Genomic DNA, 13927 nt, shown 5'->3' on the forward strand with positions numbered 1-13927 from the left:
ATCTTTGACGGGGTCAAAGATATGGGGCGGCCGGTGGATCGGCAATGCTCCTTATCGGGTGAACGCCTGGAACTCGGCGGCTCTCACCAGGTTCGCCCGCGCACTGCCCGCCGTGCAGTCGGTGGTCGAGCGCGGGTCGTTGTCCTGCTCACCGGCGTACGCCGGGTTGCCGGTGCACTGGCTCGACAGCACGCGCAGGCGCAGGTGCGTCGCGGTGGTGTCGCGCAGGTCGAAGGATCGGATGATCAACTCCGGCGCGCGCGGCCGCGGCTTCCGGGCCGGGAACGCGTTCGCCGGGCTGGTGTAGACCTTGGTGAACGAGGCGTCCTGCGAGCAGTCCGCCTTCCCGGCGTCACAGGCCAGCACCTCGAACTGCTGCAGGGCGGAGAAGCGGTTCTGTGATCCGCCCGGCGTGTGCTCGGGGTCGCCCGGCTGGGTCGGCCGCAGCATCGCGCTCACCTGCACCCGGCCGATCTTGACGGCCGCGGTGCCGGCGAGGTCGACGGTCACCTGCCGGCCCGCCACGGGCGCGGTCAGCGACTGCCAGTTGGTGGCCTCGGTCTCGTCGACGAGCCCGGCGTGGCCGACCCCGTCGCCGGTGGCGGTCGCGCCGTTGGCCGCCGCGGCCTGGTTGCGCCTCATCGACGCCCACAGGTTCTCGGTCGACGGCTTGATCGTGGCGCTGAGACGCTTGTGTCCGAAGCCCGCACCTACGGCCACGAAGCTGTAACTGCCCGGCACGATCTTGAACGTGTCGCCCAGCGGGGTCGCCGGGTCGGTGTCGGCCACCGGCATCGCGCGGCCCTCGTAGTCGCCGACGTACAGCCGCACCGCGGCGCCCTTCGCCTCGCCGGACGGCCGCAGCTTCACGGTCGCGTTGCGGGTCCGCGGCGAGGCGAAGCTCGCCACCGGGTCGGCGTCGGCGGGCCCGTTGCTCGCCGCGCCCTCCCCCAGCCCGTGCTGGGCGAACGCCTTCCAGATCATGGCCTGGTTCGCGCCGCCGAAGCGGATGGTGTCCGCCGCCAGCAGCGCGTCGCGATGGTCGACGTAGCTGACCGCGCCGTTGGCCATCAGCAGCAGCGCGTCGAACGACAGCTGCGCCCAGCGCCGCCCGCCCGGGCACTGCGTGACCGGGATCTTGCCATCGGCGCACGCCCGGTTGCGCGCCTTGCTGCCCTTGCCGTACCGGTCGACGAACGCCTGGCGCACGTCGAACTGCGTGGCCGTCCAGATCTCACCGTCGGCGTGCACCTGCGTCCCGACCAGGTCGTAGCCGAGGTCGCTGTAGTTGAGGGGGCTGCGGCTCATGTCGTAGTTGCGGATGCCCGCCCGCCGGTCGCCGGTCACGTACGCGCCGGTGACGTAGGGGGTGTCGCCCGGCGGCCGGAACCCGTACTCGTTCAGGTACTCCATCGCGAACAGGTCGGAGGTGCTCTCGTTCATCGCGCCCGCCTGCGGCCCGCTCCAGCCCGCGTCCGGCCCGGCGATCATCCGGCCGGAGATGGCGTGCGTGTACTCGTGGCCGATGACGCTCATGTCGTAGTCGCCGTCCACGCAGGGCGAGTAGAACGCGCCCGCGACCGGCTGCCACATGTACATGTTGCTGATCGCGGCGACGCCGTCCGGCGGGGTGATCTGGTTGGCGTTGTCGCGGACGCTGGCGACCCGCGCGCCGGCCTGGGCGTTGCCCTGCTCGGGGTCGCCGGGCCTGCCGCCGCGGGTGCCGTTGTCGGACTGCATGTTCCACGCGGTCTCGGTGAAGCCGAGCCGGTACGACCAGTCGTGCATCCGGTTGTGCATCGAGAACAGGTTCGAGATCGCCGCCTCGACGTCGGCCTCCTGCGGGCTGTCGAGCGTCGCGGGGTCGCACTTCTCGCGCCGCCACTGGTCGGTCCACGGGTAGGCGTAGCGCCGGTCGGCCTTGGGCGCGTTGGTGCGGGTGCCGACGGTGAACGGGTCGCCGCTGGCGCGGTTCTCGAACGTGCGGGCCGCGTTGCCGAGGCTCGTGTTGGTGGGCGCGCCGGTCGCGTGGTCGATGTCCCACGCCTTGCCGGTCGCCGGGTCCCCGCCGACCACGAGGTCACAGCCTCTGGCGGGGACGAAGCACCAGGTGTCGCGGGTGTCCCGCGAGGTGGCGCCGGGCGCCGCCGGGAACGCCTCCCAGCGCGGGTCCTCCGCGTGGTCGACGAGGTTCTCCCGGATCAGGACCTCCCCGGTCCGGGCGTCCACGTAGGAGTTGACCGCCGTGGGCTCGCCGGCCGAGCCGCCCGCGTCGATGAGCGTGACCTGGTACGCGCTGCGGACGCCCGCCGGGGTCGGCACCGCCACCAGCCGGGCCCGCTTGGTCTCCGCGGCGGCGACCGTCATCGCGGCGTCGCGGGCCGCGGACTCGACCGCCTGGTCCTGGGCGAGCGTCGCGGGCGCGGGCGCCGCCGAGTCGCGCGCGAGGGTCGACGAGACCGACACGACCTTGCCGTCGGCGACACCGACCGCCACCTGGCCGTCGTATCCGGCCTGGAGGTCACCGAACCGCTGGCGCAGCAGCACCGCCGCGCCCTTGCCGATCGGGTTGACCGCCACCTTCTCCAGCGCCGCCACACTCTGCTCGGACAGGCCGAACAGGTCGCGGTGCTCGGTGAGATAGGCGCGGGCGGCACGTTCGGCGTCGTCCGGCAGCCCGGTGTCCAGCGGCGCACCGGCCCGGGTGACCGTCGCGGGGGTGCCGAGCCGGTTCCAGCGCACCACCGCGCCGCCGGTGGCCCCTTGCTGCGCCGCGGTCGGGCCGACCTTCCCGGCGCGGGTGTCCTTGTCGGGCTTCATGGTGTGTTCGGCCTGGATGTCGGGCGGCTTCGGCTGGGCGGCACGGGTCTCCCCCTGTGCCGTCCCGACCGCGGCGGCCGATAGGAGCAGCCCCGAGGCCGCCAACGCGACCCCGTGAATCCACCTCGTCGTGGGCACTTCGAACCTCCTGCGGGAACGGGCCTGGTAGGCCCGGTCTCGGACGCGGTCGCGTGATCTCGCGACGACGTTGAGGCAAGCACCTGGGGACGTGGGTGGCTATAGCGACAGATGACCAGAAATGGCCGGAGACATCGGGCTGGTCTATCGTTCGATGGACGATGAACGAGACCGGACTCCACAGCCAGGTCTCGATCCGGCCCATGCTGCCCGCCGACGCCTCCGACGTCCTGGCCATCTACCAGGCGGGGCTCGACACGGGGCACGCCGGCTTCGAGACCGCCGCCCCGACATGGCAGGCGTTCGACGGGGCGCGGCTGCCCGGCCACCGCTTCGCCGCCGTCGACGCCACGACCCGTGACCTCCTCGGCTGGATCGCCGCGACCCCCGTCTCCGGACGCTGCGTCTACACCGGAGTCGTCGAACATTCCGTCTACGTGCGTCCAGGCGCACAACGCCAGGGCATAGGCACGGCGCTCCTCGGCACTTTCATCCGTTCGACCGAGGCGGCCGGAATCTGGACCCTCCAGTCGGGCGTCTTCCCGGAGAACGCGGGTGGCCTGCGCCTCCACCAGCGCGCCGGTTTCCGCACGGTCGGCACCCGCGAACGCTTCGTCCGGCACCGCGACCGCTGGCGGGACGTCGTCCTTCTGGAACGCCGCAGCCCCACCGCGGGCCGGGATCTGGCCGGGATCTGAGCGCGCGTCAGCCGACGTGGACGACGGGGCGGTGTTCGATCTCCGGCTCGGCCTGCCGCAGGATCTCCCGGGTGAGGGGCGGAACGTCGCCCCCGCCGAAGACCAGGTAGCGCAGCAGCGCGCCTATGGGATTGCCCTCGGCCCAGTGGAAGTAGATGTGCGGCAGCCTGCCGGTCTCGTCGCGGGCGTGCAGCAGGACGGCGGCAATGCCGTTGGAGATGCTCGGGCTCTCCAGGCGCAGGACGCGGTAGCCGTGGACCTCCTCACCGGTGACATGCAGCGCGGTCTCGAACTCCGAGGCGTCGGAGACCGTGACCTCCAGGAACAGCACGCCCTCGGCCGAGCGGAGGCGATGCAGCTCCCAGGCCTCCCGCGCCTTGTCCGCGTACTCGCGGTGGTCGCGCTCGTCGGGCTCGTTCGCGATGAAGCGGATCTCGCCGCACTCGGCGAGGTACCGGCGGGCGGTGTCGTCGAAGGTGATCTCGGTGGCGCGCAGCTCGGTGGACCGGGTCGCGCGGGAGACCAGCGAGGTCACCACGATCGCCACGCAGAACAGCAGCGCGATCACGAGCCCGTCCGGCCGCTCGATGATATTGGCGACGGTGGCGTAGGAGAAGATCAGCGAGACCGCGCCGAAGGCGATCATCGGACCGCGGCGGCCCTGCTTCCAGGCCGCCAGCGTGACGGCGACCGCGGCGGACAGGATCAGCGCGAGCACCCCGGTCGCGTACGCGCCGCCCTGCGCCTCGACCTCCGCTCCGAACAGGAAGGTGATGCCGAACGAGACGACGGTGAAGACCAGGACCATCGGGCGGGTGGCGCGCGTCCAGTCCGGGGCCATGCCGTAGCGCGGCAGGTAGCGCGGCACGATGTTGATCAGCCCGGCCATCGCCGACGCCCCGGCGAACCACAGGATCGCGATCGTGCTGATGTCGTAGGCCGTGCCGAACCAGTCGCCGAGATTCTCGTGGGCCAGATAGGCCAGGGCGCGCCCGTTGGCCTTGCCGCCCTCCTCGAACTCCTTCTCGGGGATCAGCACCGTGGTGGCGAAGCTGGAGGTGATGAGGAAGACGCTCATGATGAGCGCCGCCGTGGTGAGCAGCTTGCGGGCGCCCGCGATCCGTTCCGCCACCGCGCCCTTGACCAGCGGCATCACCGCCACGCCCGTCTCGAACCCGGACAGGCCGAGCGCCAGCTTCGGCATCACGAACAGCGAGACCGCGATCATCGCGACCGGGCTGGAGTGCTCGGCCTCCAGGACGTGCCGCCAGTCGGTGACCAGTCCGGGATCGCCGATGACCTTGGTCAGCGCGTTCCCCACGACCACGACGTTCAGCGACAGGTAGACGATGACCAGCACCACGGCGATCGAGATGGCCTCGCTGAACCCGACCAGGAAGACCGCGCCCAGCGCGGCGATCAGGACGAGCGTGACCGGAATCTGCCAGCCCCCCATGAAATCCGGCACGAACGGGTTGTGCAGGACGTGCGCGGTGGCGTCCGCCGCCGACAGCGTGATGGTCACGATGAACGCGGTCGCGACGAAGCCCAGCAGGAACAGCACCAGCAGCTTGCCGCGCCAGCCGGGGAGCAGCTTCTCCAGCATCGACAGCGAGCCCAGCCCGTGCGGGCTCTGGCCCGCCACCGACCGGTAGACCGGCAGCGCGCCGAACAGGGTCAGCGCCACCAGCAGCAGCGTGGCGATGGGGCTGAGCGCACCGGCCGCCAGCGCCGCGATGCCTGGCTGGTACCCCAGGGTCGAGAAGTAGTCGACCCCCGTGAGGCACATGACCTGCCACCAGCGGTGCTGCTTGTGCTGCACCTGCTCGTGGTGCGGCCCGAGCGCCTTCTTGCCGCGGACAGGGCGAAAGTGGCCCTGCAGCAGCCATCGCCGCATGGCCGAACCGGTCGCCTGCTGCGAGGACTCGTTCACCACTCGCGGTCACCGACCTCACGAACGTCAAAATGGGACACGACACCCTACTGCGCTCCTCACCTGGTGCGATCGGGGGCGTCCGGAGGAGTAGGTTGCGGTTGTGGCAAACGATCGATCACGCGGTGGCGATGACCTGATGACGGCGGCCGCGATCGCCGGCGCCATCGGCGGTCTCGCGGGCGCGACCCTCACGGGGCATCGCGGGACGAAGACGGCGCTGGCGGCCGCGGCCGCGGGCGCGATCGGGCTGGGCGCGGCCGAGGTCGTGGCGCGGTCGCGGCAGCGTCCCGGTGAGATCCCCGCGCTCTGGCAGCGGATCGCGATGAGCGGCGCGCTCAGCGCGCCGCTCGGCTGGGCGGCCGGGCGCCTGGGGGCCGGGCCTCTTCCGGTGGGCACGGCGGCGGGCGCGATCGCGGGCGCGCTGGGCGTCCGGCCGCAGAAGGTCGCCCTCGGTCCCGTGCTCGGCGCGGCGGTCGGCAAGGCGTACGCGTCGCGGCACCACGGCCCTGCGGCGGCTTCCGGGACGACGGGCGCCGGAACGAGGGCCGCCTCCCGGGCGACGGCGGCCTCCGGCGCGGCGGCGGCCGCCACCGCGGTCGTCTCGTTCCGGGTGCTGTCGGCGTTGCTGTTCCGGGACGCGCAGGTCAGCCTCGTGGCCGAACGGGTGAAGGATCTGCCGTTCGTGGTCCCCCTGGAGGCACGGTCCCGGTATGTCGGCACGGGCTACGTCCGGGAGCTGGCCAAGGTGATGGGCGGCGCCTACACGCCCGACACCCCGGACGTCGGCATCGTGGCCGCGCTCGACGAACTCGCCGGGCCCGGCTTCGATCCGGGCGAGGTGCATCCGCGGGTACGGGAGTTCTACGAGCACACCTCCCGCTTCACCCTCGACATCGTCCCCGAGTGGCGGCTGTGGGTGCGGCCCGGATACCTGCTCTACCGCACGTTCCTCGCCCGCCCCCTCGGCCAGGCCAACGTGCCCATGAACCAGCGCGACGTCCAGCGCGGGATGCGCAGCCGCATCGACACGATCGTCCCCGACCAGAGCGACGTCGTGACCGTCCGCGGCTGGATCCGCTCCTTCGCCGACACCGACGAGCCCATCTACGTCGGCATCTACACGACCTACCGGCACGACGGCCGCGGATACGTCAGCGTCGGCTTCCCGCTGCCGCAGGCCAGCTTCACCGCCACGCTCGTGCCTCGGGCCCGGCCGGGCGGCGGCCTGGTGCTCACCAGCCAGAGCGACCTCGACCAGCCCGGTCACTACCTGACCTATATCGACGCCGAGACACGTGACCTCACCACCCTGGCGGTGCACGGTTTCGCCGAGAAGCTCGACGTCTACGTGCGGGACGGCGAACTCCGGGCCGAGCACGCCTTCTCGGTCTTCGGCCTCCCGTTCCTGGTGCTCCACTACCGGATGACCCGCAAGCCCGGCGCCGCGTCGGACGAATGAGCCGCGTCACCTGAATGATCAGTGAGCGGCGGCGTCCCAGTCACGGCCGGTGCCGAGGGCGACCTCAAGGCCCACGGTGAGCGGATAGGCCGTGGTCAGCCGGTCGTGGACGAGCTCGGCGACCTGCTCCCGCTCGCCCGGCGCCACTTCGAGCACGACCTCGTCGTGGACCTGGAGGAGGAGCCGGCTGCGCAGCCCGGCGGCGGTGAGGGCGCCGTCCACCCGGAGCATCGCGATCTTGACGATGTCGGCGGCGGACCCCTGGATGGGCGCGTTGAGCGCCATCCGCTCGGCGGTCTCGCGGCGCTGCCGGTTGTCGCTGCCGAGATGCGGCAGGTAGCGGCGGCGGCCGAGGATCGTCTGGGTGTAGCCGGTGTGGCGGGCCTCCTCGACCACGTGGTCGAGATAGTCGCGGAGGCCGCCGAGCCGCTCGAAGTAGGCCTCCATCAGGGGCTTGGCCTCGGACACCGCGATGCCCAGCTGCTTGGCCAGGCCGAACGCCGACAGGCCGTAGGCCAGTCCGTACGACATCGCCTTGATCTTGCGGCGCATGTCGGCGGTGACCGCCTCCGGCGCGACGGCGAAGACCTGCGCGGCCATGGTGGTGTGCAGGTCCTCGCCGGACTCGAAGGCCGAGAGCAGCGTCGGGTCCTGCGAGAGATGCGCCATGATCCGCAGCTCGAGCTGGCGGTAGTCGGCGGTCAGCAGGGCCTCGTAGCCCTCGCCGGGCAGGAACGCCTGCCGGATGCGCCGCCCCTCCTCGGTGCGGATCGGGATGACCTGAAGGTTGGGCTCGATCGAGGTCAGCCGTCCGGTGGCGGCCACGGCCTGCTGGAACGTGGTGTGGATGCGGCCGTCGGCGCCGATCTCGCGGATCAGCCCGGCCACCGTCATGCGCAGCCGGGACTGGTCGCGATGGTGCAGCAGGATCTCCGGCAGCCCGTTGCCGGTCTGGGTGGCGAGCCACTTCAGCGCGTCCACGTCGGTCGAGTGGCCCGACTTGATCTTCTTGGTCCTGGGCAGCCCGAGCTCGCCGAAGAGCACCTCCTGGAGCTGCTTGGTCGAGCCCGGGTTGAACGGGTGCCCGGCGATCTCGGCGGCGTCGTCGGCGGCGCGTTCCATCGCGCCGGTGAACTGCTTCTCCAGCTCGCGGAGCAGCGCGTCGCCGACGAAGACCCCCGTCCGCTCGACCCGGGCGAGCAACGCCGACAGCGGCAGCTCCACGTCGTGCAGGATCCCGGCCATCCCCGTCGAGCCGAGCTCCTCGGTGAAGCGGCCGGCCAGCTCGAGGACGGCGCGCGCCTGCACCATCAGCCCGGCGGCGCCCTCGGCGGGCGGCCGGTAGCCGAGATGGCGGGCCGCGAGATCGGCGATGCCGTACGCGGCCAGCCCGGGCAGCAGCAGATAGGCCGCCATCGCGGTGTCGGTGGCGATGCCCTCCACCCGCCAGCCGCGCTCGGCGAAGCAGCGCAGCAGGGACTTCACGTCGTGCAGCGCCTTGGGCCGGCCAGGGTCGGCGAGCCAGCCGGTGAAGGCCTGCTCGTCGGCCTCGGTGAGCCGCGCGGGCTCGAAGGCGGCCGCGTAGCCGTCGCCGGTGGCGAGCGCGATCCGCAGGACGTCGCCCGCGCCGCGTACCCAGGTGGTCTCGGCGGCGAGGCCGACCGGCGCGGCCTCCGTGCCCGCCGCCATGCCTGCCGCCGTGCCCGCCGTCCCGGCTCCGGCCCTGGTCCGCAGCCAGTCCGCCAGCTCGTCCGGGCCCAGCTCGCGTCCCTTGAGCGGAGCCGTGTCGTCGGCTTGGCCACCTCCGGCCGAGCCTGCCTCGCCCGCGGCCTCGTGTGCCGTGCCATCTCCTGGATCAGCCGCAAAGAGCCGCTGGCGCAGGCTCGCGTTGCGGAACTCCAGCTCGTCCAGAAGCCGGGTGAAGGCCGGGAGGTCGTACGGCTTGCGCAGCAGATCGTCGAGCCCCACCGGCAGCTCGACGTCGCGGACCAGCTCGGTGAGGCGCCTGTTGAGCAGCACGGTCTCCATCGCGTCGCGCAGCTTCTCGCCGGCCTTGCCCTTGACCTCGCCGGCCCGCTCCGTCAGCGCCGCCAGCGACCCGAACTCGCGGATCCACCTGGCGGCGGTCTTCTCACCGATGCCGGGGATGCTCGGCAGGTTGTCCGACGGGTCGCCGCGCAGCGCAGCGAAGTCGGGGTACTGGCGCGGGGTCAGGCCGTACTTCTCCTCGACCGCCGCCGGGGTGTAGCGGATCATCTCCGCGGCGGTCCGGTAGAAGTAGAGCGCCGTGACGTCGTCGCTGACGAGCTGGATCACGTCGCGGTCGCCCGTGACGATCAGCACCTCGTGACCCGCCGCCTCCGCCGACGTGGCCAGCGTGGCGATCACGTCGTCCGCCTCGAAGCCCGGCACCCGCAGCGTGGTCACGTTCATCGCCGCGAGCAGGTCGCCGAGGACCTTCATCTGGCTGTGGAACTCGTCCGTCGACCGCGACCGGTTGGCCTTGTAGTCCGGGAAAGCCTCGCTGCGGAACGTCTGCCGGGACACGTCGAACGCGACCCCGACATGGGTGGGCCGCTCGTCGCGCAGCACGTTGGCCATCATGTTGGCGAACCCGTAGACCACGTTCGTCGGCTGGCCCGCGGTGGTGGTGAAGTTCTCCACGGGCAGCGCGTAGAAGGCCCGGTAGGCCAGCGAGTGGCCGTCGAGGAGCAGCAGGCGGGGCCGGTCGGTCATGTCCCCATCCTCGCAGGTGCCTCCGACAAGGGACTTGTACCGTCCCCGAAACCGACCTTAGTTTGGCTCAAGGTCATGCTTGGGGAAGGCAGCCGATGGTCGACTGTGCGAACAGCAGAACCGTCACATCCCTCCGGGCGCCATATCCGACCCTGTACCGCCATTACATGGCGGGCGGGCGGCTCGTGGCGGGAGCGGCTCCGGTGGAGGAACCGGGCACGAGACGTACAGGCCCGGAGTTACTCATCCTGGGCGAGATGGTCGTCCGCTCCGATGGCGTCAACGTGCCGCTCCCTGGGCCGAGCCTCCGCCATCTGCTCGGTGCGTTACTTCTCTCGCCCAGCGACATCGTGGGGGAAGCCCGGCTCCTCGAACTGGCCTGGGGCGAACGCGGTACGCGCAGAGCCCTCCAATGCGCCGTCCACCGCCTGCGGAGCTGGTTGAAGAATGTGGGCGGGCCGCAGTACCGCCTGGAGCACTCAGGATCGGGATACCGGCTCGTGGTGCCCGCCGAGGCGGTCGATCTCACCCGGTTCCAGGCGCGGGTGCGGGCCGGCGCCTCCGGCGATCCCGACCGCCGTCTCGCGCTGCTGTCCGCCGCCCTCGGCGAGTGGCGCGGCCCGGTGCTCGGCGGACGGCCCGACTGGCTGGCCGCCGACCCGGCCGTCCGCGCGCTGGAGCAGGCCCGTGTCGACGCCGCGGCGGCCCTCGCCGACCTGGCGTTCCGGCTCGGGCGGTCGGCGGACGTCGTCGCCCTGGTGGAGGAGGTCGCCGCCGCCGCGCCCTACGACGAGCCGTTGCAGGCGCGGCTCGTCCGGCTGCTGTCGTCCGCCGGCCGCCACGCGGAGGCGCTTCGGCAGGTCGAACGGGTCCGTGAGCGGCTCGCCGACGACCTCGGGATCAGCCCGTCCGAGGAGATGCGGAGCGCCCACGCGGCGGCGTTGCAGCAGGACGGCCGGTTCGTTCCCGCCCCGATGCAGCTGCCCCCGGACGTGCCCGACTTCACCGGCCGCCACCACGAGATCGAGGTCGTCTCCGATCCGATGCTCACCGGACGCGGGCCGCTCGTCTTCGCCGTCAACGGAGGGCCGGGAGTCGGCAAGACGGCACTGGCGGTCCACCTCGCGCACCGGATGGCCCCGCTGTACGCCAGCGGGCAGCTCTACGCCGACCTGCGCGGATCCGACCCGTACGTCGTCCTCGGGAGATTCCTGCGCGCACTGGGGGTGGACGAGGAAGCGATTCCGCACTCGTTCGACGAACGGGTCGCGCTGTACCGGTCACGGACGGCCGGCCGGAAACTCCTGGTGGTGCTCGACGACGCCGCCGACGAGGCGCAGGTCCGCCCGCTCGTGCCCGGCGCGGCCGGGTGCGCCGTCCTCGTCACCTCCCGTACCTGGCTCGCGGGCCTGGCCGGGGCTCGCCTGCTGAGGCTCGGCCCACCGGACGTGGACGAGGCCGTCCGGCTGCTCTGCCGGGTCTCCGGGCGGCCGGAGCTGGCGGCCGATCCCGCGGCGGCCGAGCTCGTGCGGCTGTGCGACCGGCTCCCCCTGGCCGTGCGCATCGCGGGGGCGCGGCTCGCGATGCGGCCGGGGACGAGCGCGGCGGGCCTCGCGCGGCGGTTGCGCGACCCGGATCGGCGGCTGACCGAGCTCGCCGTCCACGGCCTGGCCGTACGGGCGTCCCTGGACTCGGCCTACCGGGACCTCGCCGTCGCCCACCGGGAGACGTTCAGCCGGCTCGGGAGCCTTCCGGCGACCGGCTTCCCGGCCTGCTCCGCGGGCGTCCTGCTGGACATCTCGGCCGAGTCGGCGGCGGCCCATCTGGAGGCGCTCGCCGACGCCGGGCTCGCCGACGCCGTCGGCGAGGAGCCGGACGGTGAGCCGCGTTACGCGCTCGCCGGCCTCGTGCGGCTCTATGCGCTGGAACGTGCCCGGGGCGGTGGACGGAGCGCGGCGAACGGGGCTGAGAGCGAACTGAGAGCGTTCTGAAAGCGGTGCTCGGCCAGGATTCTGCTCGTGATCTCCGGCTCGTTCATCCGCTTCGATCCACCTGAGCTGCGGGACGGTTCGCTCGTCGTGCGGGCGGTCCCCGCGGAGCTCCGCGAGAGCAGGCGGACCGGTGCCGGCGTTCCCCTCGCCTATCTCTACGAACACGTCTTCGACGGAATGCCGGAGCGCGACGTCAGCTTCGCCGCCGGCCATTTCGACGAGCTCAAGCTCGTGTGGTCCTTCTCCGGCGAGCTGACCGGAATCACCGGGATCACCGAACCGCTGTCGCCGGAGTGACCGGCGAAGAAGGAGGGTTCCATGTCCGACACTCTCACCCGTGACCCGCTGCTGATGGCGCGGTCGTTCACCGACGGCCACTTCATCGACCCGGACTTCCGTCCGCCGGCCGACCAGAGCGACCAGCCGCTGGCCTACCTCTACTCCAAGTGGGACGGCGTACCGGCGGCGGCCGACTTCGGCTACTTCGACGGCGACACCCAGACCTGGGTCTCCCCGCCCGGCATGCCCACCGCCGGCACCGTCACCTACACGAGGACGTACTGCTACAACACCGACTCCTGCTACGACGACAGCTGCGCGTAGACGATGACCGCGAACCCGGGCCCCTGTGTCCTGATCCTGACCCAGGAATTCGATCTGACCGTCGATCCCGTGATCACCGCGCTGTCGGAGCGTGGGGCCCGGGTCGTGCGCGTCGACCTCAGCTACTTCCCGCGCCGGATGCGACTGACGACCTCCGATCTCGGCGACACGCCGCGGCGGACGCTGCGCGACACCGAGGCCGGCCGCGAGGTCGATCTCGACGAGCTGACGGCCGTCTGGTACCGCCGGCCGACCGCGTTCGACTTCGGTCCCGACATGGGCAAGGCGGAGGGCGAGTTCGCGCGCCGCGAGGCCATGCAGGGCGTGGGCGGCATCCTGCGGGCGACGAACTGCCTGTGGGTCAACCGTCCCGACGTCGACGCCGTCGGCGAGCTCAAGCCGTTCCAGCTGGAACTCGCCAAGCGGCTGGGGCTGCGCGTGCCGCGCACCCTGATCACCAACGATCCGCAGGAGGTCGTCGACCTCCTCGACGCCTCCGACGGGCCCATCGTCTACAAGGCGTTCACCGGAGGCGTCATCCACTATCCGGGCGCCTTCCCCGCCGGCCTGCTGACCACCGTGGTCGGGGACGAGATCCGGGAGAACCTCGACCGGGTCGGCCACACGATGTGCATGTTCCAGGAGTACATCGAGAAGGCCTACGAGGTGCGGCTGACGGTCATGGGCGACACCTACATCCCGGTCACGATCAGTTCCCAGGAACGTGACAACACGCGCGTGGACTGGCGGGGCGAGACCACCGAGATGCCCTACGGCCCGTACCGCCCGCTGCCCGAAGAGGTCATCAAGAAGACCCAGGCGCTGCTGACCGAGCTCGGCGCGGTCTACGCCGCCGTGGACTTCATCGTCACCCCGTCCGGCGAGTACGTCTTCCTCGAGGTCAACCCGATGGGGCAGTTCATGTGGATGCAGCACGACCTCGGCATCCCCATGGGCGACCATTTCGCGGACCTGCTCATGCGGGGCGGCCCGTTCACCCGGGGAGAGGTGACCCAAATCGGCTACTGACCAGCTGGCGTTCGCCTGCCAGGCGGTCGTCGCGGTCACCTTCGCCTACTCCGCGGCGGCCAAGGCCGGCGGGCGGGCGGCGTTCACGGACTTCCGCGGCTGGCTCTCGTCGGCCGCGGCGGTCCCGGCGCACGCGGCGGCACCGGTGGCGGCCGGGCTGGTCGCGCTGGAGGCGGCGACCGCCGTGGCCGTGCTCGTCCCCGCGCTGGCCCTGGCGGGATTCGTGTCTGCCGTCCTGCTCCTCGTCGCCTTCTCGGCGGGCGTGCGCTCGATGATGCGGCGCCGCGTCGGGGTGCCCTGCCGGTGCTTCGGCAAGGGCCGGCGCCCGCCCGGCGTCCTGCACCTGCTCCGCAACGGGGCACTGCTCGCCGTCGCGGCGGCGGGCGGCGTGCTGACCGCCGCGGACGCCACCCCTCCACCGGTGGAGGGGGCGACCCTCCTCGCCGCCGTGGCAGGCGGGACGGTCGCGCTGCTGCTGATCAATCTGGAAGAGATCGTCGCCCTCTACCGCTCGTGA

The 13927-nt window shown here is 71.9% G+C and carries 10 protein-coding genes; 7 read left to right on the forward strand and 3 right to left on the reverse strand.

From position 1 onward, the window contains the following. Positions 1-51 precede the first annotated feature (51 nt). Entirely contained in the window at positions 52-2958 is a 2907-nt protein-coding gene (locus ACGFNU_RS15560; RefSeq protein WP_392593992.1) for a M36 family metallopeptidase, read from the reverse strand. A 161-nt stretch (positions 2959-3119) separates the two neighbouring features. Between ACGFNU_RS15560 and ACGFNU_RS15565 the strand changes: the two genes are divergently transcribed. Continuing rightward, positions 3120-3656: a GNAT family N-acetyltransferase gene (locus tag ACGFNU_RS15565; protein ID WP_392593994.1), complete on the forward strand. Its 537-nt coding sequence runs from the start codon at positions 3120-3122 to the stop codon at positions 3654-3656. Between the two features lie 7 nt (positions 3657-3663). On the opposite strand, the gene ACGFNU_RS15570 is transcribed toward ACGFNU_RS15565, so the two are convergent. After that, entirely contained in the window at positions 3664-5589 is a 1926-nt protein-coding gene (locus ACGFNU_RS15570) for an amino acid transporter (RefSeq protein ID WP_392593996.1), read from the reverse strand. A 103-nt stretch (positions 5590-5692) separates the two neighbouring features. Between ACGFNU_RS15570 and ACGFNU_RS15575 the strand changes: the two genes are divergently transcribed. Continuing rightward, the gene (locus tag ACGFNU_RS15575) at positions 5693-7051 is read left to right on the forward strand and encodes a hypothetical protein (RefSeq protein ID WP_392593998.1); all 1359 of its coding nucleotides are present in this window, start codon (positions 5693-5695) and stop codon (positions 7049-7051) included. Between the two features lie 18 nt (positions 7052-7069). Here ACGFNU_RS15575 and polA read toward each other — a convergent pair whose 3' ends face one another. Next, on the reverse strand, positions 7070-9787 hold the full coding sequence (polA, locus tag ACGFNU_RS15580; protein ID WP_392594000.1) for a DNA polymerase I: 2718 nt from the start codon (positions 9785-9787) through the stop codon (positions 7070-7072). Between the two features lie 257 nt (positions 9788-10044). On the opposite strand from polA, the gene ACGFNU_RS15585 reads away from it, so the two are divergent. Genes ACGFNU_RS15585 through ACGFNU_RS15605 form a run of 5 tightly spaced genes read left to right on the forward strand, consistent with a single transcriptional unit; the run spans position 10045 to position 13927 of the window. Then, positions 10045-11778 carry a BTAD domain-containing putative transcriptional regulator gene (locus ACGFNU_RS15585; RefSeq protein WP_392594001.1) on the forward strand — a complete coding sequence of 578 codons (1734 nt, stop codon included), beginning with the start codon at positions 10045-10047 and terminating at the stop codon, positions 11776-11778. Positions 11779-11805: 27 nt separating this feature from the next. Then, positions 11806-12075: a hypothetical protein gene (locus ACGFNU_RS15590; protein ID WP_392594003.1), complete on the forward strand. Its 270-nt coding sequence runs from the start codon at positions 11806-11808 to the stop codon at positions 12073-12075. 21 nt (positions 12076-12096) lie between these two features. Beyond that, positions 12097-12381 carry a hypothetical protein gene (locus ACGFNU_RS15595; RefSeq protein WP_392594005.1) on the forward strand — a complete coding sequence of 95 codons (285 nt, stop codon included), beginning with the start codon at positions 12097-12099 and terminating at the stop codon, positions 12379-12381. A 3-nt stretch (positions 12382-12384) separates the two neighbouring features. Further along, positions 12385-13410 (forward strand): MvdC/MvdD family ATP grasp protein, encoded by a 1026-nt coding sequence (locus ACGFNU_RS15600; protein ID WP_392594007.1) that lies wholly within the window; start codon positions 12385-12387, stop codon positions 13408-13410. Between the two features lie 4 nt (positions 13411-13414). Next, positions 13415-13927 carry a MauE/DoxX family redox-associated membrane protein gene (locus ACGFNU_RS15605; protein ID WP_392594907.1) on the forward strand — a complete coding sequence of 171 codons (513 nt, stop codon included), beginning with the start codon at positions 13415-13417 and terminating at the stop codon, positions 13925-13927.

Origin of the sequence: Spirillospora sp. NPDC048911 (genome assembly GCF_043198015.1) — a bacterium.
Classification (GTDB): Bacteria; Actinomycetota; Actinomycetes; order Streptosporangiales; family Streptosporangiaceae; genus Spirillospora.

Excerpts from the sequence above, each read along its gene's own strand:
- ACGFNU_RS15565 (WP_392593994.1), top strand. The coding sequence starts at position 3,120 with ATGAACGAGACCGGACTCCACAGCCAGGTCTCGATCCGGCCCATGCTG.
- polA (WP_392594000.1), bottom strand. The coding sequence starts at position 9,787 with ATGACCGACCGGCCCCGCCTGCTGCTCCTCGACGGCCACTCGCTGGCC.
- ACGFNU_RS15585 (WP_392594001.1), top strand. The coding sequence starts at position 10,045 with ATGGTCGTCCGCTCCGATGGCGTCAACGTGCCGCTCCCTGGGCCGAGC.
- ACGFNU_RS15595 (WP_392594005.1), top strand. The coding sequence starts at position 12,097 with ATGTCCGACACTCTCACCCGTGACCCGCTGCTGATGGCGCGGTCGTTC.
- ACGFNU_RS15600 (WP_392594007.1), top strand. The coding sequence starts at position 12,385 with ATGACCGCGAACCCGGGCCCCTGTGTCCTGATCCTGACCCAGGAATTC.